This window comes from Serratia sp. CY29653 (assembly GCF_052169255.1).
In the GTDB taxonomy this organism is placed as follows: Bacteria; Pseudomonadota; Gammaproteobacteria; order Enterobacterales; family Enterobacteriaceae; genus Serratia; species Serratia sarumanii.
In genome coordinates this window covers 739064-760341 of sequence record NZ_JBJNLC010000001.1, presented here as the reverse complement: position 1 = coordinate 760341, position 21278 = coordinate 739064, and the positions used below count along the sequence as shown (strand labels likewise).

General features: G+C 57.9%; 16 protein-coding genes. 2 read left to right on the top strand and 14 right to left on the bottom strand.

Going from position 1 to position 21278, the window contains the following annotated elements:
• Positions 1 to 33: 33 nt before the first annotated feature.
• The 13 genes from ACJ8HN_RS03730 to ACJ8HN_RS03670 form a co-directional block, all read right to left on the bottom strand.
• Positions 34 to 1893, bottom strand: a complete 1860-nt coding sequence (locus ACJ8HN_RS03730; protein WP_442523548.1) for a carbohydrate-binding protein CenC — start codon at positions 1891 to 1893, stop codon at positions 34 to 36.
• Positions 1894 to 1904: 11 nt separating this feature from the next.
• The gene (locus ACJ8HN_RS03725) at positions 1905 to 2648 is read right to left on the bottom strand and encodes a glycosyltransferase family 2 protein (protein ID WP_039565587.1); all 744 of its coding nucleotides are present in this window, start codon (positions 2646 to 2648) and stop codon (positions 1905 to 1907) included.
• A 7-nt stretch (positions 2649 to 2655) separates the two neighbouring features.
• Positions 2656 to 3711 (bottom strand): glycosyltransferase, encoded by a 1056-nt coding sequence (locus ACJ8HN_RS03720; protein ID WP_197778515.1) that lies wholly within the window; start codon positions 3709 to 3711, stop codon positions 2656 to 2658.
• Position 3712: 1 nt separating this feature from the next.
• Positions 3713 to 4618 (bottom strand): glycosyltransferase family 2 protein, encoded by a 906-nt coding sequence (locus ACJ8HN_RS03715; RefSeq protein ID WP_033647723.1) that lies wholly within the window; start codon positions 4616 to 4618, stop codon positions 3713 to 3715.
• 3 nt (positions 4619 to 4621) lie between these two features.
• Positions 4622 to 5776: a hypothetical protein gene (locus tag ACJ8HN_RS03710; RefSeq protein WP_033647724.1), complete on the bottom strand. Its 1155-nt coding sequence runs from the start codon at positions 5774 to 5776 to the stop codon at positions 4622 to 4624.
• A 6-nt stretch (positions 5777 to 5782) separates the two neighbouring features.
• Positions 5783 to 6631, bottom strand: coding sequence for an ATP-grasp fold amidoligase family protein (locus ACJ8HN_RS03705; protein ID WP_033647726.1), 849 nt, complete (start codon positions 6629 to 6631; stop codon positions 5783 to 5785).
• Positions 6612 to 7910 (bottom strand): flippase, encoded by a 1299-nt coding sequence (locus ACJ8HN_RS03700; RefSeq protein WP_041035563.1) that lies wholly within the window; start codon positions 7908 to 7910, stop codon positions 6612 to 6614. Before ACJ8HN_RS03700 ends, ACJ8HN_RS03705 begins: the two co-directional genes overlap by 20 nt.
• A gap of 4 nt (positions 7911 to 7914) precedes the next feature.
• Positions 7915 to 10095, bottom strand: a complete 2181-nt coding sequence (locus ACJ8HN_RS03695; RefSeq protein ID WP_442523094.1) for a polysaccharide biosynthesis tyrosine autokinase — start codon at positions 10093 to 10095, stop codon at positions 7915 to 7917.
• 27 nt (positions 10096 to 10122) lie between these two features.
• The gene (locus ACJ8HN_RS03690) at positions 10123 to 11256 is read right to left on the bottom strand and encodes a polysaccharide export protein (protein WP_033647730.1); all 1134 of its coding nucleotides are present in this window, start codon (positions 11254 to 11256) and stop codon (positions 10123 to 10125) included.
• Positions 11257 to 11301: 45 nt separating this feature from the next.
• Positions 11302 to 12351: a UDP-N-acetylglucosamine--undecaprenyl-phosphate N-acetylglucosaminephosphotransferase gene (gene wecA / locus ACJ8HN_RS03685; RefSeq protein WP_033647732.1), complete on the bottom strand. Its 1050-nt coding sequence runs from the start codon at positions 12349 to 12351 to the stop codon at positions 11302 to 11304.
• 174 nt (positions 12352 to 12525) lie between these two features.
• Positions 12526 to 13488 carry an NAD-dependent epimerase/dehydratase family protein gene (locus tag ACJ8HN_RS03680; protein ID WP_033634936.1) on the bottom strand — a complete coding sequence of 321 codons (963 nt, stop codon included), beginning with the start codon at positions 13486 to 13488 and terminating at the stop codon, positions 12526 to 12528.
• A gap of 180 nt (positions 13489 to 13668) precedes the next feature.
• Complete coding sequence (locus ACJ8HN_RS03675) at positions 13669 to 14568, bottom strand: winged helix-turn-helix domain-containing protein (protein ID WP_033653666.1); 900 nt, start codon at positions 14566 to 14568, stop codon at positions 13669 to 13671.
• A 771-nt stretch (positions 14569 to 15339) separates the two neighbouring features.
• Entirely contained in the window at positions 15340 to 16734 is a 1395-nt protein-coding gene (locus ACJ8HN_RS03670; protein WP_033647734.1) for a NarK family nitrate/nitrite MFS transporter, read from the bottom strand.
• A 350-nt stretch (positions 16735 to 17084) separates the two neighbouring features.
• On the opposite strand from ACJ8HN_RS03670, the gene narX reads away from it, so the two are divergent.
• Complete coding sequence (gene narX, locus ACJ8HN_RS03665; RefSeq protein ID WP_039565570.1) at positions 17085 to 18869, top strand: nitrate/nitrite two-component system sensor histidine kinase NarX; 1785 nt, start codon at positions 17085 to 17087, stop codon at positions 18867 to 18869.
• A gap of 10 nt (positions 18870 to 18879) precedes the next feature.
• Positions 18880 to 19530 (top strand): two-component system response regulator NarL, encoded by a 651-nt coding sequence (gene narL / locus ACJ8HN_RS03660; RefSeq protein WP_016927346.1) that lies wholly within the window; start codon positions 18880 to 18882, stop codon positions 19528 to 19530.
• On the opposite strand, the gene ACJ8HN_RS03655 is transcribed toward narL, so the two are convergent.
• Positions 19527 to 21038, bottom strand: coding sequence for a YchO/YchP family invasin (locus ACJ8HN_RS03655; protein ID WP_442523093.1), 1512 nt, complete (start codon positions 21036 to 21038; stop codon positions 19527 to 19529). The two genes, narL and ACJ8HN_RS03655, sit on opposite strands and share 4 nt — an antisense overlap.
• Positions 21039 to 21278 lie beyond the last annotated feature (240 nt).

The following is a 21278-nucleotide window of genomic DNA, read 5'->3' as shown; positions in this document are numbered from 1 at the left end:
AGAAACCTCCCGCGTAACGCTAACTCGACGCTTTCAGCGTTGGAGCCACAGCGTCGCGGTGCCCACGGCGGGCAACGCCAGCGTGATCTCCGCACCCGCTCCCTGCTGCCGCCAACCCGCCGGAAGGCGCAATCGGGTGCTTCCCTCTCGATAGTAAGGGTTGGCTACCAGCAGCAAGGCGCGATCGCCCAGAACAAACATCCGCGCCGGCATTTGAGGGTTGCTTCCCGCCAGCGGCGTCGATTTTCCCGTCAGCAGATAAGGGGTGAAGGCGGCGATTTGCTGCGACACGGCGGCCACACCACGCCAGGTGGCGTCAAACTCCCGTTGGTCGAAGCGGCCGGTTTTGCGCTTGTAAAACAGATCGGTATAAGAATAAAACAACAGCCCCTTGGCGCCGCCGATCAGCGCCTGCCAGGCCTGATTGCGGATTTCCGCCTCTGACGGCGGATGTGGCTTGCGGCGGGCGTCATAAGCGGCATGATCCATGATTTGCATCACCACCCAGGCCCCGCGCGCCTGGCGGGCGGCCTGCACCGTCAGTTCGGTATAACGCGTGGTGCGCGTCAGATCGCGATCGTTCCCCACCGGATAAGGGTCGGTTGCCAAAATGTCGCTGCTGTTAAAGTAGGCGTCCAACTCCCCGGTTTTGTTCAACACCTGGAAGGTGGGATGATCGCCGTCAAGCCGCTTTATTTGCAGGTTTTTTTCCTCGATCTTATCGAGATATTCCGGCCCCAGCTCATCGTTGATGTACCAGGCGAGCAGGTTGGGCTGAGCGCGCAAGCGCTGCACGTACCAGGCCGTCATCGCCGCGTAGTCGCCACCGCGGACGGTCGGCGCGAAACGGCTGCCGCGGTACTGATCTTTGACGGAGTAAATGACCAGCAGCCCGCGCTTGCGTGCGTTGCGGAAAAAGGCGTAAGGATCTTTCTTTTCCCCATAATCATAATTCAGCACCGTGTTGAATCCCGCCGATGCGATGCGCGCCAAATGCTCATCGGTCGCCACGTTGGCGTAAATGCCCAACGGGAAAAGCCGTTGGCCGTCGCGCAGGGTAAAGCCTTCGCTGTCGATCGCCACTTTGGCCGCAGGCTGCCCGACGCGAAAAGACAGCTCGCTGCCCGGTGCCGGCCGGGATTGCTGCCCGGTGACCTGCTGACGCAGGCGGTATTCGCCCTGGGCCAGGCCGGTCGGCGGTTGGTATTCGATACGGCGCTGCCCTTCAACCTGATAACGGTCGCGGCTACGGTGAACAACCTGCCCCTCGGCATTGAGCAATTCGCTGTCGACCTGCAAATGCTGCGGCTGCGGAGTGACCAGCAGCGTGTCGACCTTCCCCTGCGCCGACGCGCCGAGCTGATACAACGCCGGCGTAGGCGCTCGAGCACACGCATAGGCGTCGTCAAACCAGGCGGTACCGGTGCTCCCCTTGCGCAGATAAACGCCAAACGTGATTCGCGCCGCCTGCGGCGGCACGGTATAGCTGGCGTTCACCTGCCGCCAGCCGCTGTCGCCGGTCACCCCAGCCGGATAGCTGCCCTCCAGAAAGCGCCCCTGCGCATCAAAGCTCTGCAGATAAACCCCGGCGCCGCCGTCGCGGCTTTGCCCGCGTACGCCGCGGGTCTTGAGCCAGACGCCGAAATCGATCGTCTGTCCGGGCGCAACCTGCAGCGCCTGGTTGAAGGTGCGGTACTGCGCGGCATCTGCATTGTCATAGCGCAGACTGCCACTGCCGCTGTGCGCATCGCCGTCGGCCTGCGCGCCCTGCGCTCGCCAGCCACCGAGCCCCTGCTCAAAGCCGGGGTTGGCCAACAGATTGGGTTGGCAGCTCTGCGCCAGAGCCGAAGCGCCCCACAAGGCGCAACAGCCCAGAGCCACCCCCAGATACATCCCCCTCATGGTCATTTCCTTTTCACCACGGCATTGAACAGATAGGTGGCAAACAGGTAGCAGGATTTCTGGTAAGACAGCCCCAAATGCTGACGGTAAATCCGCCATTGCCAGTCCGCGGCGCGGATTTTGTTGCCCGACAGCGAATGGGTAGACAATCGGTAACAGGCCAGCGGTTCGGGAATGCAGTAGGCCAGGCCGTTACGCGCCTTCTGCAGCACCGCCAGCCACATCAAATAGTCCTCATGGCCCACTTTTTGCTGATACACCTTGCCGATGCGCTTTTGGTTGTAGATGCCGGTGAGATTGCCGATCCAGTTGCTTTTCAACATGTCCTGATAGCCGATAAGCTCTTCCGCGCCACGGGTGTTTTTGATCAATTTCAGGTCGTCTTCGAAGGTGTAATAATGGGAACACACCACGTCGTAGCGGCGGGTTTGCAAAATGCTCGCCTGGCGCGACAGCTTGTTGGGGAGCCATACGTCATCGCTGTCGCAAAAGGCGATATAGTCGCCGTTCGCCGCCTCGATGCCGATGTTGCGCGTTTCCGCCACGCCCTGATTATGCTCATTGCGTATATAGGTGAGGCGATCGTGGATAAACGGCCGCACCACCTCGGCAGTATCGTCGGTGGACGCATCATCGATCACATACAGGTGATAATCGGTAAATCGCTGGTTCAGCACGCCTAGAATCGACTCTTTGATAGAGCTCGCAGCATTGTAGGCCGGCATGATGACGGATATCTTTTCCATTTTGTCCTCACTCGGTGAGCTGTTGCCACTGGGGATAAATACGTTCGGGAGAAAAACGGCTAGACTTCTCTAACGCGGCGACAGAAAAGTGCTCGCGCAAACCCGGATCGAGCATCAGTTTGATCACCCCTTCGCTGAAGGCGGCGGCGTCGTCATCGGGCACCAGATAGCCGTTGACGCCGTCGTCTATCAACTCGGCCGGGCCGGTCTTGCAGTCGTAGGCCACCAGCGGCAGGCCGAAACTCATGGCTTCGATCAACACCATCGGCAATCCCTCATAGCGAGAGGTCATCACATACAGGCTGGCCTGGCGATAATAGTCCGCCACGTCGGCGGTGGCCGGCAGCAGACTCACCTGCCGCGCCAGCCCGGCGTCTTCAATCTGCCGCCGCAGCGCATCGCGCTCCGGGCCGTCGCCAATAATCAGCAGCCGCCAATCCGGCACCTGCGCCGCCACCCCTCGCCACAGCGCGATCAGACGATCGAAGCCCTTCTGATTGCTCAAGCGCCCCACCGCCAGCGCCACCTTTTGCTGCAGCGCCGGCGTTGGCGCCTGTGCGCGGAACGGCGAAACGTTCTCGATCACCCGACATTTCCCGGCCCCCACCCAGCGAGCGATGGCGTCGCTATCTTGCCGCGTCAGGAAAATCACGCGATCGCTCAGCCGGTAAACCAGCAACTTTAGCCACTTAAATACGCGCGGATACTGGTGAAAGCTGACGTGCTCACTCAACAGCAGCCGGCTGCGGGCACAGAACAAACGCAGGAAAGGCGTCATCACCACCGACAGTTTCCCCATGGAAACGGTAATGATCACGTCCGCGCGTTCACGCCGCAGCGCGAACGCCAGCCGCCACGGCCAGAACAGTGAATCGCCACCGCCGCAGCGCAACCGGACGTCGCTCGCCAGCGGAAAGAAGCTCCGCTCGCCAAACAGCGAAAACACCGCGACCTCGTAACCCGGCAAACGCGCCAGCGCATTGGCCAAACCGCTGGCGACCCGTTCAGTACCGCCCTTGCCCGCCATATTTTCGATAACGATGATTATCTTGCGTGGTTGCATGTCATCTCCTGAATCCCTGGCGCACGTTGCGCAGCAGCCGGCCGCCAACCGAGAACAACCCCAACCGCGCCAGACAATCGCCATACCATTTGATCATCTTGAACTTGCCGCTCAGGCTGTGCCGCACGATGCGCGACGAGTAATAATTGAACGCCTGGGCGTTTTCCGAATACAGCGAGGCCAGCAGATGCTTACAGGCGAATCCGCTGATATGGCGATCGCTGGGGCTGAGGAAGGTATTGATAAAGCGGTCGCTGGCCTCCAGATTAAGCTTCGCCGTCATGCGCCCATAGCGCCCCACGTCGAGAAACACCCCGCCGCCGGCGTCATGCGCCACTTGCGCGCCCAAATTGGTGGCGTTGACCAGAAAACCCCAATCCTGATGCTTGTTGAGAAACTCGGGAAATAAAAAGCGGCGATCGCTTTTTTTACGCATGCTGATGGTGGATGACCGAATATCGCCCATTTCCAGAAAAAGAAAATCTTCGCCGGAAGAACCGGATTTGTAGTGGAAGTTGAAGTCGCGTACCGAATCGCCGCTCACCTCCGCATAGTTGCCGAAGATAATATCAATCTGGCGATCTTCATGCTTCTTCATGCGGCGAATAATATAGTTGGTCGTGAAGTAATCATCGGAGTCGAGGAAAAACACGATCTCCGATTGCGCTAACTTGGTGCCTAAGTTGCGTGATACCGCCGCATTGCTCTTCTGTTTTTTCTCATGCAGCATCACATTGCTATTGGTCGCCGCTATCTGGCGGATAGATTTGATGTCATCCTCGTCAGAGCAATCATCAACCAAAATCACCTGATAGTCGAACCCTTGGCAAGCGTTGAAAATTCGCTTCAGCGTTTTAGGCAGGTAGCGCGAACTATTATAAATAGGGATCACGATAGAGAAATCCATTTCTTAACCCTCCAGCTTAGAATTTATTATTTCTTTTCCACGGCACAGCAACAATAACGACACGTTAAATACCGGGACCAAAAAATAGGTTTCCGTCAAGGTTGTTAACAGGAAAACCACCACCACCCAGCGCATGAATCGACTCAGCCTGCGCATATTGCCCAACAAGTGAAAATAACAAAAAAGCATGACGACAGAGGCGATGCCACCGGCCGAATAAAACATGGCGATGAAGAAGAAATCGACTGGCTTATACGGCTCTATATTCATGCCGAACAGCGGATTGGGTAGCCCCACCGCCTGAAACATCTGCCAGGAGAACCAGATCCGGCCGGTCAGCGCCTGGTTCAAGAGCACGTCCAATGCCGGATTGTTCCCCCAGCGTATAACGCTGGCGAATTGAAAGCCGACAATGACCAACGTCAGCGCGATGCAGACTTTTCTGTTGGGGGCGACACGCAGCAGCGGCGCCAGCCAAAACAGCAGCAGCATCAACAACGCCAGCATAAAACAGGTGCGAGAATAGGAATACATCAGCACCGGGAGAATTAACGCCGATACCGCCAACGAAGCGATATTTTTCATTCCACGCGTTAATTTCGCATGGTCGATCAGGCACAGCAGTGTGGCGAACAAGGCAAAAGAATAATACGCCAGGGTATTCGGGTTATCGAACCCCAGCGTTAATCTGTTGCCATAACGTTCATCAAGGTAAACAAACCCATCAGTGTAAAAGGTATAGGGAATAACCACCAGCAACCCTGCCACCACAAAGGTGATGGCAAACATTTCAGCGCCACGCCCCATTTCGATACGACGAAATAAAATTATCACCGCCGTGCTGAATACCGCACCAAACAGATAATCACCATGCCCGGTGGCAATATTCATAAGAAACAGCAGAACCAAAAAACCCGCAACCGCCTTTTCCGCCAGCGTAGCGATAAAAAATGCATAGCCGACATAGAGCAACATCAGGCCATTCAGCCCCAGCACGGCTTTATTAATCAGCTCGCTGTTGAACGATCCCGAGGTCAGGAAGGTTTTCACGAAAAACATCAGCAGGAAGGTCAATACGATGGATTGATTGATCAAATCCCGCGACTGATTATAACCGGCATTGGCATGCATTTGAAAATTGGAGGCGACTCTTTGCATAAGCGTTTACTCAGTAAAATAACTGCCCCATTCCTGCTCAATGTTTTTCGGCATCAGCTTGCTTAGCCCCGCACCAGGCGTAAACGTCAACTCACCGAAATACACCTTCTCGCCGACCTGGTAGAAATCCACGCGCACATAAGAGAACTGCTGCGCCGTCTGGCGAGCCAAACGTATCATTTCATCCAGCCGCGTAGGGCGCGGCATCGGTTCGTCGGCATTGGGCAAGCTGATACGGATTTCGGTGCGGTTCCAGTCGACATCAAAAATATCGCGCCGATGGGTGCCGAAACGCTGATAATCCACCTGGATAAACATGCGAATTTCATGATTGTCGTTGAAACAATGAAACTTGATATCGTTCGGCACCTGTTCGCCATCCAGCAACATGCGCTCCACCATGATGCAGGGTTCGATATCCAGATAATGCTTTTCGCGACTCTGCTCATAAAAGTTGCTGCGCATCCACGCGTTGCTGAGATCGTACAACTCTGCGTAGCTAACCTGCCGCTTGTCGAACACCAACCGGTTATAACCGCTGCCGTGGTTGGCCTTCAGCACAAAGGCGTTGGGCAATTGCCTGAACATGTCGTAGCTGAGTTCAGTGCCATGCGCATACAGCTCCACCAGGTACTCCTCGCCCCACAGACCGGCGATAAATTCACGTACCTTGAACTTGTCCGACAAAGTGGTGTAGATGCTGCGCGGGTAAATTTTGCGGCGCATGATCTTTTCGCTGAAGCCGGTCGGTTTTGACAGGTGCGGCAGCTTCTTGAAATAGAGCGCGTATTTAACCTGATGGTGCCAGGCATCGGGCAGGCGCTTGGAAATGTTTTTAACCAGGATGTTTAACATGCTCTCTCCTTAATTTGCTGACAAGACGCGGCAGGCAGTAAAAACAGGTCAGCTGCAGTCGGGTAATTTTTCCGCCACGGAATAAACTGTTCAGCACAAAGAACGAAATGAATTCCGCCAGCAGCGTAGACACCGCCGCGCCGATCAGGCCATAGCGCGGGATCAGCAGCAGATTCATCACCACGTTCGCCACAGCCACCAACGGCATCTTGATGGCGATAAAGCGATAGCCGGCGAACAGCACGATGCTGCGGTACGAAACCGTCCCCATGACCGAAAACAGCGAGGTCAACGTACAGATAGCCAGGATGCTGGCGGCCGGTTGGAAAGCGGCGCCGTACAGCAGCGCAATGGCCGGGTGGGCGAACCACCACAGGCCCAGCAACACCGGCAACGACAGGCCCAGGACCACCAGATAAAGCACCCGGATACGGTACTCCTGCTCCAACGGATCGCGGCAGCTGGCAATGCCCGGCATCAACGAGGTGATCAGCGCCATCGGCACGAAAACCCAGCCTTGGCTAAGGGTGGTGGCGGCGCTGAACCAGCCTACCGCCTGCTCGCCGACCAGATTGCCCAGCATGATTTGATCGATGCGGGTATAGATCACTATCGACAGGCTGGAGATGGCCAACGGCAGCCCCACCTTTAGCAAGTAACGGCCGTAGCGCCTGGCCTGGCGCGGCGTAACCCGCGGCGAGGCCGCAGCTTCCCCACGGAATAACCAGAGGCGCACCAGGTAAGGCACGGCGCTGCTGATGATGTAGGGTACCGCGAACCACACCAGCGGCAGCGCGGCGCTCACCAGCGCCAGCCGCAGCCCGATCGACAGCAGCAGCGCCAGGTTGTTGATCAGCGTATTGCGTTTCGACTGCAGGCGGGCATCGTAATAAATCTTGTACACGTCCTGAATCGAGAAATAGGCGCTGACAAGCAGCAACAGCGTCATCAGTTGGCTGGCGGGCGTTTGGCTGAAATAGCTCCATATCAGTATCGGCAGCGCCACCACCAGGAACAGCCGGCGGCGCAGGCGTATTGACGCCAGCATCAGGCGAATGCCGCTCGGCTGTCGGCGGGCGACGCGGTTGAAAATGATGCTGTCGGCGCCCAACTGCACCAGTGGCACCACGATGGCGATCGTCGCCAACAGATAGTTGAGCGCGCCAAACTGCGCGGGCCCCAGATAGCGCGCAACGTAAATGGAGACGAAGATGCCGGACAGGCTGAGCGAAACGCGTTCGAGCATCAGCCACAGGGCATTGGTGATAATGGCCTTCACCCGCTTACTCCCCTGCCTGCGGGCGTTCTTCCCGATGGCTTGGGTAGGCGAAGTTGTAATAGCTCATGTCGGTTGCCGCCTTCTTCACCATGCCGTTGAGGATCACGCCCTTGATCGTCACCCCATTCTGTTCGAAGCGGCGCATGCTGGTTTCGATCTGCTTGACGGTATTCACCTCAAAGCGCACCACCAGCAGCGAGGTGCCCGCGTGATTGCCGACGATCGCCGCGTCCGTCACCGCCAGAATCGGCGGCGTGTCGATCAGCACCAGATCGTAGTTTTGCCCGGCCCAGCGCAGAAAATCGGCGAAACGGCGGTGCATCAGCAGTTCGGACGGGTTCGGCGGCACCTGGCCGCGCGGCACGAAGTCCAGGTTGGCGATGGCGGTTTTCCGCACCGCCTGTTCCGCCGTCACGTTGCCCACCAGCATGTCGGACAGGCCCTGATGCCCATCATCCGCCAACCAGCGGTGCAGGAAGCCTTTGCGCATATCGGCGTCGATCAACAGCACCCGCTGCCCGGCCTGCGCCACCACCACCGCCAGGTTGGTGCTGGTAAAGCTCTTGCCGCTTTCCGGGCTGGCGCCGGAGACCATCAGAATGTTGTTTTTGGCCTCCATCATGGCGAAATGCAGGCTGGTGCGCAGGCTGCGGATCGCTTCCACCGACAGATCCGTCGGTTCGGCCACCGCCAGGATCGGCAAGCGCCGGCCGCCGGATTTGGGCAGCAAATGACGCTGCTCGCGGTTGCGCTTGACCTGCCACGGCGACAGCGGCACCGTGGCGTAGACGTTGATGCCCCGCTTCTCCAGGGTATCGATATCATTGATGCCGCGATGGAAAGCCGCGCGCAGCAGCACCACCGAGGCGGCGCCTCCCGCCCCCAGCAGCAGCGCCAACAAGACGATCAGCATCTTCTGCGGCTTAATCGGCCGGATAGTGGTTTCCGCTTCGTCGATGATGCGAACGTTGCCCACCGTGCCGGCCTTGCTGATGCTCAGCTCCTGCTGCTTGTTCATCAGCTGCATGTAAACCTGCTGATCCACCTGCACGTCGCGGGTGAGGCGCAGGATCTCCTGCTGCATTTTCGGCAGCGTCTGCACCTGTTTACCCAGCCGCGCCTTTTCCGCCTCCAGCGTGGCGCGCTTTTCCAGCAGCGCCCGGTAAGCCGGGTGCGCGCGGGTATAGAGCTTGGAGATCTCCGCTTCCTTGAAGGTCAGCTCATTGAGCTGGGCTTCGAGCTGCACCTGAGTATCCAGCACCGATTTGGCTTCCAGCGACAGATCCACCGAGTCGTTTTGCTGGCGGAACTGATTGAGCTGGGTTTCGGCATTGTTCAGCGAGGTTTGCGTTTGCGGCAATTGCTCTTGCAGGAACGCCAGCATGCGCTGCGCCTCTTCCGTTTTGCGATCCACGTTCTGTTGCAGGTAGTTGTCGGTGATGTTCTTCAGCATCGCCTCGGCGCTCTGCGGATCTTCGCTCGGCAGCGTAAAGGCCATGATGCCGCTGTCCTTGCCGCCCGGTACCACGTCCAGGTATTTGCGCAGATCGTCCACCGCTTCTTGACGCGCGACTTTGACCACGGTAAAGCTGGCGCCCGGCGCCGCGTCCAGCGCCGAGACGGTCATGTTCCAACCGCCCTGCGCCACCGGCTGCCCGACCACGCCGCTGAACAGTTTGTCGCCGTCATGGCTCAATTCGTAATGCTGCCCGTCGCGCACCGTCAGCGTCAGCGCTTCGCCCTGCATGTCCGCCGGCGTCGTCAGCGTGGTGATGTTCAGCACCGGCGGCTTTTCACCGCTCAACCGGGCAAGGCCTTTGCCGAACACCGGGAAATAGTCCGGGCTGACGCGCACCGTCAGGCCGAGGGCGTCCACCGTTTTGCCGAGCACGTAGCGTGACTTGGCCAGCGTCACCTCATCCTGCGTCGCCGAGCTTTGCCCCATCGTGCTGTCCAGCGTTTCACGCAGCAGCGAATCGCCGGACAGCTGCTTCTCCACCTGCACCACCGCCGTGGCCTGATATACCGGGGTGGCCAACAGGGCGTAGGCGACGCCCAGCACGCCGGCCAAACCGGTCACGACGGCGATCCGCCAACGGTTATCCCACAGCGGCCCGATCAGCCGCTCCCACTCCAGCTTTTCATCTTGTTCGGCCACCATCACGGACAGCGCATTGTTTTTCATCTTCTGTTCCTTATTCACCCTGCGGAGTTACCAGTTGCGCACGCGCAAGGTAGCCTCGCTGAGATCGTTAAAGCTGCTGATGGTCGGCACCAGCTGGCTGATCAAACGGTTCCAGCGCGCGATCGGCGCCGCAGTGACGTACACGACGTCGTAAGGTTGCAGCTGAAATTCAGCGCCCATCGCCAGCGCGCTGGCGTCGGAGAGATCGAACTGATACAGCGTCGCCAGCCGCTGCGGCGTTTTACCGCCGCTCGGCCGGATCACGAACACCCCGGTCGCATCCGCCACCGTCTGGCTGATCCCTTCGGAAGATCCGAGGGCTTCGGTCAGGGTCATGCCGCTGCGATCCATCTTCAGCGTCGCTTGCTTGCCCACCTCGCCCATCACGAACACTTTCAATTCGTCATTGCGCGGGATGTAGAGGATGTCGCCCGGCTGCAGCAGCGCGTTCTGGCTGATGTCGCCACGCTGCATCAGCGCCTGCAGCGAAATAGCCCGCTCTTTGCCCTGATGGGTCAGCACCACGTTGCGCCAGTCGGCGTTGTCCGTCAGGCCGCCGGCGGCGTTGATTGCGTCCAGAATGGTCAACGGCACGTTGGTGATCGCCTGTTGGCCGGAGGTTTTCACTTCGCCGGTCACGTAGGCCTTCTGCGAACGAAAAGCGGCGATGCTGACGTCCACCTGCGGGCTTTCCACGTACTGCGCCAGACGGCCGGCGATCAGGCTGCGCACTTCGGTGACGGTCTTGCCCACCACCGCCACTCGCCCGATATAGGGATAAAAGATCGTGCCATCTGCATGCACCCAGTTGCCGGTATCGCTGGCGCTGCGGTACTGCCCGGCCGGCGTGGTCAACTCGGGGTGATCCCAGACGGTGACGTTCAACACGTCGCCGACGCCGATGCGGTATTGATAGTTCTGCAACCGCTGATCCAGCGCCGGATTCGGCCGGGCGACCGGTTCTACGCGCCGCATTTTCTGCAGCAGCATCGGCGACATGCGGTAAACCTGCACCTGGTCATTCAAATCGAAGTCGTCGTCCTGCTGCACGACGATGGCTTTTCCGCTGGTCGGTAAATGTGAGCCGGGGACCACCGTACACCCGCTCAACAACGCGGAGGTGAAGGCCAACGGCATCAAAAGAGGCAAATGAAAATTCATGGAAGTACCGTGATAAGCGGGCTGCTGCCGCAGCCCGTGAGGGGATTAACGGCCGACGGTCGGATTATCGCTGAACACCGTCGCCTGACGCGGTTCGCGCAACATGGCGAAATAACCGCAGAAACAAAACAGAAACGCCACCAGCATCAGGCTTTCCTGCAGCTGCAGCACTTCGCTGCAAATGCCGACGCAGGCCAGCGTCACCGCCAGCATGGTGCTCATCGCCAGCGCCTGGCGCGCATTGAGCCCGCGACGCATCAGAATGTGGTGCAAATGATCGCGGCCCGCTTTGAAGGGGCTTTGGCGGCGCAACAGGCGGCGCACCATCACGGTCACCATGTCCATCAGCGGAATAGCGATCAGCCACAGCGCGGTGACCGGGCGCATTACCGCCTGCGGCCCCTGAGTCGCCAGCAACACCAGCCACAGCACGCTGAAGCCGATCACCATGCTGCCGGCGTCCCCCATAAAGATCTTGTTGCGCGCGCCGAACAGGCTCAGGTTGAACAGCAGATAAGCCGCCAGCGCAGCGATCAGGCCCAGGCACCACAGCGCCAGATCTTCCCGGCCGCCCAATCCGAACACGATGGCCAATGCAACGAAGGTAACGCAGGACAAAGCGCCCAGTTGCCCGTCGATGCCATCCACCATGTTGTAGGCGTTGATCGCTCCCCATACCGCCAGCGGCGTAAGCAGCAACGCGCCATAGCCGAGCATCACTTCCTGATGCCCCCAGACATAGCCCAATGAGGAAAGCTGCATCCCTGCCGCCAGCATCATCGCCAGCGCGATCCCTCCCTGCACCATGACGCGCGGCGCCACGGGCAGATCAAAGCGGTCATCCAGCACGCCCAACACCACCAGCGCCGTAATGCACAGCAGATAGACGGTGCTGTCGGGCAGCCAGGCGGGTTGCCACAGCGTCATCAGCATCAGCGTCAGGTATACGGCGATGCCGCCGACCAGCGGAATATGTCCCAGATGTTGCTTGCGCGCATTGGGCTTATCCACCAATCCCACCGTCAAGGCGGCCCGGCGGGCAATAAGCACCCAGGCGACCGCCAGCACAAATATCACGCTCAGTTGATATAACATCGTTCCTCCAGCGAATAAGCACGCTACCGCCCTTGAGTTACAGCTCCCAATGCGCTATTAACAAAAACAAAATTGATCCGGCCAGGATATAAGTCAGCATGAGTTAATCCTGAAAAATACAGATTTATCCGCTTGTCGGCGGAAATAAGTAAATAACGTCAGCGTGCGGTTAAGTTATCTATCAGAAAACTCATGTTTAATGGTTCTTTCGATTGCCGAATCAAGTTCAACCGGCGCCACGAAATTATTTTGCACATTACTTTTAAATTGCGTTCTGGCGCAGAATTTCTGCACTCTGACGCGGCTGATTGGGAATTTTTTACGACTTATTTTACTCACGACATCCAATGCGGTCGCCCCGCATATGCCCACCACATAAGGAATGCGAATCGTCTTATTTTCTCTGCCCAGCGAGGAGGAAATAACGTCGACCAATTGATTCATCGTAAAATCCGGTTTATCGACGTAGTTGCTGACCTGATAACTTGACTGCTGATCCAAAGCATGTTCCAGCCGCGCGGCAATATTTTCAACGTAAGCCATCGACTTCATATTATTGCCGCTGCCAATCATCACGAATCGGCCGCTGGCGATCTGGCGGAACAGGTTATACACATTGCCGCGGTTGCCTTCACCGAATACCACCGTCGGGCGGATGATGGTCAGTTTGTTTGCGCTATCCGCCTTGCGCCACGCTTCATAAACGTATTCCGCTTCGAGCTTGGACTTGCCGTAATGGTTGAAGGGATCGAAACGTCCCCCTTCATCGGTTTCCTGCTCGACGAACCCGTAAACGGCCACCGAGGAAGTGAAAATGATTTGGCGGATATTCAAGGCGGAGGCGGTCATGCAGACATGGCGTGCGCCTTCGACATTGACCTGATAATAGAGCGAAATAGGATCGACGTTGTCCTGATGCTCCGCCGCCAGATTAATGATGGCGTCACAGCCCGCCAGCGGTTCTTGCAGGGTCTGGGGCTGTGTCACGTCGCCATATTGATAGAGCGCCGGAAAATGTGCGCTGGGTTGCTTGTCAACGATGACCAACGTCAGATCATCGCGCGCACTGAGACGTTTTGCCAGGCGTGTTCCGATAAAACCGGAACCCCCGATAATAGCTACTTTACGCTTATCCATAATTTGTCACTCAGCAGGTTCTCATTATTCCTGTCACCTCGATGGAAACAGGACGCTAATATGCGTTAGGTAATGAGTTCCAGACTGGACAAATCGAACCTGGCTTTCAAATAACAAATAATGAAATAAAAGATTTCATCAAATGTAAAATTATCGCTAAAGATAAAACCTCATTCAGCGCTAATTTTTAACATCGTAAGCAACTTGATATTGCAAGGTTTTGTTAGGCAATATGAGATTAATCCGACCTTTACCCGGCGTAGAAGAAGTCTCATATTTTACCGGCAACTTAAGCTGCCCTTGCTTGGGGTCGACACATTCGATGGTCGCCTGCTCCATGCTCTCGCCCTGGTACAGGCAGAGCAGGGTTTGCGGGCTGTTGGTATGGGGATTATTCAGCGTCAGCGTCAACACCACGCGCGTGTTGTTCTGAATATCATTGATCACCGGTGGACGAGTTTGGTTGCCGAGCACATATGAAAAATGTGAAATAACCAGCAACGAAGCGAATACCGTCAGGTATTTCACTACGCGGCTGGCGGGCATGCTGAAAAAGCGCCGCACCGTCGTCGACTTTTTTTCACGCGTGGGTTCATGGGCTGACTCTACCGTTGCAACAGGCGCAGCCACCAGCGTCGATTTACGCGGCTTATCTATTTTTTCATCGTTTGTTTCAGACGACTCACTTTCATTTTCAGAAAGTTCCGCTTGAATATCAACGCCAATATTTTCATCGCCATTTAATATATCATCATCAGCGTAGCCCTCATCCTCGGATATAAAGTGAAAAGCCGCTTGATTTTCCACCTTGTAACCCAAACGGGGAATGGTTCTGATAAGCGTATGTTCCGTGTCGCTAATTTTTTGGCGAATAGATTTAATTGTTTGATTTATCGTTGAATCTGAGCAGTAAGTTCCTTTCCAGATATTTTCTATAATTTCCGTTCGGGTAACCAGCTCTGGCGATCTGGCGACAAGCAGCGAAAGAATTTGATACTCCTTCCAACGCAGACGAAATTTCTCCCCGGCAGGAGTCAGAACATCGAGATTCCTAATCTTTATTCTTTTATCAAGATTCACTTTTAATTTCCTTAGCGTGCCTGTCCTGCACACTTTGTATAGAAATATCAAAAAATGTTCAAGAAATTAAATGTAAACTCAACAGGTTGCATTCATCGGATATTGGCCTTTATAAAAATTTTCTGATTTCATTTTTTACATTAGGCCTTATTAAGGATGTTCCGTTTACCCAAATGACTCTTTTCCCCTGCTGGCAACATGGATTTCTTTCATGGCTACCGTAAAATTCAAATGGTCACCTCATTGATTTAAAAAGGAAAAACTAGCGGCGTTGTCAGATTGTTAATCGAATAAAATTGTGAAATTTCATTCTTATCCGTGAATTCATTGTGTTTTTCCACCTAATCTGATTGTCAGATAGACTACAAAAAGCCGGAAAAAACAGAATGAGAGTTATCTGATTTAACCCCGTTACACATTCCACTCAGTGCGTGCAGCATCTATGACAAAACCCTATTACTGATTTTATAACAATCGCACTAATTATGCCTTACCCTCCCGAAAATTTCATTTAATCTGCGGAAAGATATTAACGCCTTAATGTAAGAATATTCTCAATAAAACGGAAAAAACGTACAAATAATATAATCCGCTTTGGCGAAAATATTCCCACATTGAGAGATAGTGCTATAAAAAAAGAAAAAAACGGCAAGCGGAGATGAGAATTTTACCTAAAGACAGAAAATTTCACTGAGGAGGTGAGGAGAGATGACTCGGAATGAGCGAAATATCCCTCCCCTGCCGGGAGGGATTGAGAAAGACGTTTGATACTCAGGCTTTTTTCTTGCGGCCATACACCGCCCAGGTGATCACCACGCACAAGATATAGAACACCAGGAATACTTTCATAGCCCCCGCCGGCGAACCGGTCAACGCCAGCGAGGTGCCGAATGCCTGGGGAATGAAGAAGCCGCCGGCGGCGCCGATCGCCGAGATAAAGCCCAATGCGGCGGCGGAGTCCGTCACCGCTTCACGCTGCGCGCTCTCGTCGCTGCCGCCGGCCGCTTTCACGCGATCGACAGTGATTTTACGGAAAATGACGGCGATCATTTGGAAAGTCGACCCGCTGCCCAGCCCCGCAGTGAGGAACAGCACCATAAAGATGCCGTAGAAGGCGATGAACGAACCGCCCTCACCCGCCGTCGGCAAGGTCAGGAACAGCAGCGCGGCGAACACGGCCATCACCACAAAGTTGATCAGCGTCACCCGCACGCCGCCGAAACGGTCAGACAGCGCGCCGCCGACCGGCCGCGCCAGCGCACCGAGGAACGGCCCGAAGAATGCATAATGCAGGATCACGATGTCCGGGAATTGCGTCTTCGACAGCATGGCAAAACCGGCGGAGAAACCGATGAAAGAACCAAAGGTCGCGAGATACAGCAAACTCAGCATCCACAAATGCCCACGCTTGAGCACCGGCAGTTGCTGGCGCAGCGAGGCCTTGGCCGCCGCCAGATCGTTCATGCCGAACCAAGCCGCCAGGGTGGCAACCAGCAGGAAAGGCACCCAGACCCAGGCGGCGTTTTCCAGCCACAGCTGCCCCCCCTCCGCCTGATTTTGCGCCGTGCCGCCAAACAGGCCGAACAGGCTGAAAGAAATCGCCAGCGGCGCGACCAGCTGCATGACGCTGACGCCCAGATTTCCCAACCCGCCGTTGAGCCCCAACGCGCCGCCCTGACGCGCTTTTGGGAAGAAGAAGCTGATGTTGGCCATGCTGGAGGCAAAGTTGGCGCCGGCGAAGCCGCACAGCAGGGAAATGATGACGAACACGCTGTACGGCGTGCTGCTGTCTTGCACCGCGAACCCCAGCCACAGGCACGGTACCAGCAGGAAGCAGGTGCTGATGGCGGTCCAGCGACGGCCGCCAAACAGCGGGATCACGAATGAATACGGCACGCGTAAAATAGCGCCCGACACCGACGGCAGCGCCGTCAGGAGGAACAGCTGGTCGGTGGTGAAGTTGAAGCCCACCTTGTTCAGGTTGACCGCGACGGCGCTGAACAGCATCCAGACGCAGAAGGCCAGCAGCAGGCAGGGAATGGAAATCCACAGGTTGCGGGTGGCGATGCGATGGCCACGCTGCTGCCAAAAGGCGCTGTCTTCAGGACGCCAGTCCTGAATCAGCGCACCGGTTTTCTTTGATGAAGGCGTTGCAAGTTGCGACATAAAAACCTCAGACACGGGGGATCATTCTGCACACCCTAGGGGGCGGCCCCGGCGGCAAAGTTGATGTATATCAACCCGAATGCAAGTAGTTGGCGGCATAAATAGCGCCTTCATCCCCTTAGGGGTACGCCCCGAATAAAAATTAAATCAATTTAAATCAACGCATTAGAAAACATCACGCCGCTACTCTCACCGCTTCACCGTCCCGCCGGAAACTAATGGGTACTTCATTCGAGGTATGGGGTTATGCTCAGGGATAATCAAAAATACGGCTGAATCGTTACTTGTTTACCCCGTCGCCGCCTCTCCCCCTGAGTTTCAGCGGCGCCAAATGCCAGGAACCCGCGCTTATGAAACGCCTGTTGGCCCCGCTTTCGATCGTGAATCAGGTCGCCCTGCTGATGTTGCTGTCGGGCATTCTGGGCGTGGCCGGCATGGGGATTTCCGCCTGGATGTCGCAAAGCATTCAGGGCAATGCGCACGCCATCAACAAGGCCGGCTCACTGCGTATGCAAAGCTACCGTCTGCTGGCGCAGGTGCCGCTGGATGAACGGCATGAAGCGTTGATTCGCGAACTGGAGCGCGACGAAAACAGCCCCGACCTGCAGCGCTCAGTGGAGCAGGAAGGGTTGACGCAACCTTTCGACGCCTTGCGCGACTACTGGCAACAGATCCTGCAACCGCGCCTGCGCAGCGCGCAGCGCCCGGCCGACGCCGCGCCGCAGGTGGCGCACTTCGTGCAGCTGCTGGATAAGCTGGTGTCGGATATCGACAGGCAAACCGAGCGCCGCCTGCTGATGGTGACGCTGGTGCAAGCCGGCTTCATCGCGCTGACCCTGCTGCTGCTGATCGGCACCACCTGCTACCTGCGCCGCCGGTTGCTGCATCCGTGGCGACAGCTGGTGGAAATGGCGTTGGCGGTGGGCCGCGGCGATTTTAGCCGCCGCTTCGCGCAGCGCGGGCACCAGGATGAAATGGCGTCGCTCGGCGGTGCGTTGAACACCATGTCCGACGAACTGTCGGCCACCTACAGCGGGCTGGAGCAGCGCGTGGCCGAGAAGACCGCGGACCTGCAGCAAAAGAATCAGGTGCTGAGCTTCCTTTATCGCGCCAGCCGCCTGCTGCACGCCAGCGAGCCGCTGTGCAGCCGCCTGACGCCGCTGCTCAACCAGCTGCAAACCCTGACGCCGCTGCGCGCCATTCAGGTGCGACTGTATGAGAACGACAGCCGGGAACCGCTGCTGCAGCTGAGCGGCAACCAGCCGCTGCGGCCGGAGCATTGCCATAACCCGGTGTGCAGCGCCTGCCTGAACGACAGCGACCGCCAGCATCCCGACAATCCGTCGCTGAGCTGGAGCCTGAGCGACAAGCTCGGCGACTACGGCGTGATCGTGGCACAGCATGCGCCGCAACAGCCGCTGAACGATGAGCACCGCCAGCTGATCAACACCCTGGTGGAGCAGCTGACCAGCGTGCTGGCCATCGAGCGTCAGGTCGACCATCAGCAGCAGCTGATGCTGATGGAAGAGCGGGCGGCGATCGCCCGCGAGCTGCACGACTCCATCGCCCAATCGCTTTCCTGTCTGAAAATGCAAATCGCCTGCCTGCAGATGCAGGGCGAAACGCTCTCGTCGGCCAGCCAGGCGCTGGTGCAGCAGATGCGCGAAGAGCTGAACGGCGCCTATCGCCAGCTGCGCGAGCTGCTGACCACCTTCCGCCTGCAACTGACCGAACCGGGCCTGCTGGCGGCGCTGCAATCGACGGTAGCGGAGTTCAATCCCAAACTGGGCCTGACCATCAGCCTCGATTACCAACTGGGGCCACGCACGGTGCCGGCTTACCAGGCCATTCACCTGCTGCAGATCGCCCGCGAGGCGCTCAGCAACATCCTTAAGCATGCCGCCGCCAGCGAGGTGAGCATTCAGGTCATCAACAAGCGGGGCGAAGTGACCCTGAGCGTATGCGACAACGGACGCGGCCTGCCGGCCGAGACGTCTCGCCCCGACCATTACGGCTTGATCATCATGCGCGATCGCGCCAAGAGCCTGCATGGCCGCTGCGATATTTTACCGCGCAGCGGCGGCGGCACCGAGGTGCGGGTCAGCTTCACGCCGGATAACCACGCCATCGACTAACGGAGACACCATGACGACAGAAACCGCCGCCACAATCTTACTGATAGACGACCACCCGATGCTGCGCAACGGCGTAAAACAGCTGATTGGCATGGACGCCCGCCTGCAGGTCATCGCCGAAGCCAGCAACGGTGAACAAGGGGTCACGCTGGCGGAGCAGCACGATCCGGATCTGATCCTGCTCGACCTGAACATGCCCGGCATCAACGGACTTGAAACGCTGGATCGCCTGCGCCAGACCGACCTGTCGGGGCGCGTCGTGGTGTTCAGCGTGTCCAACCATGAAGACGACGTCGTCAGCGCGCTCAAACGCGGCGCCGACGGCTATCTGTTGAAAGACATGGAGCCGGAGGATCTGCTGAAGGCGCTGCATCAGGCGGCGGCCGGGCAGATGGTGCTGAGCGAAACGCTGACGCCGATCCTCGCCGCCAGCCTGCGGGAAAACCGCCCCAGCGCCGATCGCGATATTCAGCAATTGACGCCGCGCGAGCGGGATATCCTGAAGCTGATCGCCCAGGGGCTGCCGAACAAGCTGATCGCCCGCCGCCTGACCATCACCGAGAGCACCGTCAAGGTGCACGTCAAACACCTGCTGAAAAAGATGAAGCTAAAATCCCGCGTCGAGGCCGCGGTGTGGGTGCTGCAGGGTAAAAACGGTTAATCGCCGCCGTACAGCGGCCCGGTTTGCGCCGGGATCGGCGGCGGCGTCAGGGTTTTGATCGGCAGCAGGCTCGCATCATCACCGGCGGTCGCCGTCAGCGGCGGCGCCACTTTCAGCTCTATCCAGTTGGAGGTCACGCGCTGCTGCTTTTCGTCCTCCAGCGTGACCGACAGCCGGTAGCTGTTGGCGGCGCCCGGCGCGTCGTCCCACGGCGGCACGATCGCCGTCCAGCCCTGCGGATCGTTGGCGTTGTGCGGCGGCGTCAGGCTCAGCGCCTGCGTATCCCCCTGCCAACTGACGTGAGCGATGCCGTTCAACGCCTTGATTTCCAGTACCAGCGGCACGGTTTCCCCTGCCTGCAGGCTCCACGGCGGCGTGGCCAGGAACACCTGCAGCGTTTTGCGCTGGCGGAATTCCAGCACCGGCACGTTCTTGCGTTCGATTGGATCGTAGCGGCTGCCGCGCAGCGACTTGGCCTGCGCCACATACTCCGGCGAAATCTGCTTCGCCAGCGGCACCCCGAGCCGATAGCTCAGCGCCAGTTCGACCTGATCCTGGCTCTGCCCGCCCGCGCCAATCTTATGCAGCGCCTTCATCGTCACCAGCGGCACCGGCGTGTAATTGAGCCCCAGCTGCATCGCGCGCGGATCGTTTTGTTTTTTGCCGCTGCCAAACAGATCGACATTATCGCCCAGATACTGCTCATAGCTGAGCGAACCGCCGATCTGGCGATAAAACGGCAGATAGCCTTGCGTCGTGATGTCGTAACCGCGCGCCGGACGGCTGAAAAACACGCCATCACCGGGCTGTTGCGCCAGCGCCGACAGCGGGTAGTAATAGTTGGTGGAGAAACGCAGGTAGTCTCCCCAGGCTTCCGCGCCGACGCTGCCGCGATTGCGCTGCCGGGCGAAATCGCTGTCGAGCGCCGTGTTGTAACCCAGCAGCCAGTCGCCGACGATCCAGCGCTGCCCCAGCGCAAAATTGCCGAGCGCCCCGGCGCTTTGCTGCAGCCAGCCGATCTGGCTGTAGGTCAGCAATCCGTCGACGTCGTACAGCGGGCTGAATAACTGCCCGTTGCTGCCGGTAAAGTCACCCTCCCTGGTCATCTTCAGCGATAGCCGGGCGGTGCCCAGCGGCGACAACAGTTCCTGCGCCTGTTGCTGCAACGTGTCGGCCGCCTGGCCGAGCATGTAATCCTCGGCGCGGCTGCGCATCTGCTGACGGGAAACGTTATTCAGATCTTTTTCGCCAAACTGCTTGGCCATCTCGGCCCACTGCTTCTCGCGCGCGGCATCGTCGGGCGCACCGCCCAGCTCCGGCAAACTCTCGGCCGGATCCGCGGCTTGCCGTTCGGAAGAAATAACGGCGTCCGGCGCCGGCGGGGATTCGGCGCACACGGGCGCCGCGCCGGCCAGCCACACCAGCGGCCCGGCCAGCCAGGCCGCCCGGCGGCGGCGCCAGAGTCGTTTTTTGATTTTGATGAGTCCAGCCTGAATTTCGTCTTTCATGACACCGTTGGCCTCCCTCCCTCCTGGAGCATGCCAACCCACTGCTTTGCTGCCGCCTTTCCCGCGGCAGATCTGAAAAACCTTACGTCCCGGCCTGTCGGGGCGCCTCTCCCTTAAAGCCTAACGGCTTGACGAGCAGAAACAATAGGATAAACCCCAATCACCTCTCAGTGACGCCGTCACTTACGCCATTGGCCGCTCCATTCCGGCCGCCAGGTGAATTCACACCCTTTTAGCGCC

What these genes read in the sequence shown, in the direction of transcription:
- wecA (WP_033647732.1), bottom strand. Translation starts at nt 12,351, where the DNA reads ATGTTATATCAACTGAGCGTGATATTTGTGCTGGCGGTCGCCTGGGTG.
- ACJ8HN_RS03710 (WP_033647724.1), bottom strand. Translation starts at nt 5,776, where the DNA reads ATGCAAAGAGTCGCCTCCAATTTTCAAATGCATGCCAATGCCGGTTAT.
- ACJ8HN_RS03720 (WP_197778515.1), bottom strand. Translation starts at nt 3,711, where the DNA reads ATGCAACCACGCAAGATAATCATCGTTATCGAAAATATGGCGGGCAAG.
- ACJ8HN_RS03730 (WP_442523548.1), bottom strand. Translation starts at nt 1,893, where the DNA reads ATGTATCTGGGGGTGGCTCTGGGCTGTTGCGCCTTGTGGGGCGCTTCG.
- ACJ8HN_RS03695 (WP_442523094.1), bottom strand. Translation starts at nt 10,095, where the DNA reads ATGAAAAACAATGCGCTGTCCGTGATGGTGGCCGAACAAGATGAAAAG.
- ACJ8HN_RS03670 (WP_033647734.1), bottom strand. Translation starts at nt 16,734, where the DNA reads ATGTCGCAACTTGCAACGCCTTCATCAAAGAAAACCGGTGCGCTGATT.
- ACJ8HN_RS03655 (WP_442523093.1), bottom strand. Translation starts at nt 21,038, where the DNA reads ATGAAAGACGAAATTCAGGCTGGACTCATCAAAATCAAAAAACGACTC.
- ACJ8HN_RS03715 (WP_033647723.1), bottom strand. Translation starts at nt 4,618, where the DNA reads ATGGATTTCTCTATCGTGATCCCTATTTATAATAGTTCGCGCTACCTG.
- ACJ8HN_RS03705 (WP_033647726.1), bottom strand. Translation starts at nt 6,631, where the DNA reads ATGTTAAACATCCTGGTTAAAAACATTTCCAAGCGCCTGCCCGATGCC.
- ACJ8HN_RS03690 (WP_033647730.1), bottom strand. Translation starts at nt 11,256, where the DNA reads ATGAATTTTCATTTGCCTCTTTTGATGCCGTTGGCCTTCACCTCCGCG.
- ACJ8HN_RS03725 (WP_039565587.1), bottom strand. Translation starts at nt 2,648, where the DNA reads ATGGAAAAGATATCCGTCATCATGCCGGCCTACAATGCTGCGAGCTCT.
- narX (WP_039565570.1), top strand. Translation starts at nt 17,085, where the DNA reads ATGAAACGCCTGTTGGCCCCGCTTTCGATCGTGAATCAGGTCGCCCTG.
- narL (WP_016927346.1), top strand. Translation starts at nt 18,880, where the DNA reads ATGACGACAGAAACCGCCGCCACAATCTTACTGATAGACGACCACCCG.
- ACJ8HN_RS03680 (WP_033634936.1), bottom strand. Translation starts at nt 13,488, where the DNA reads ATGGATAAGCGTAAAGTAGCTATTATCGGGGGTTCCGGTTTTATCGGA.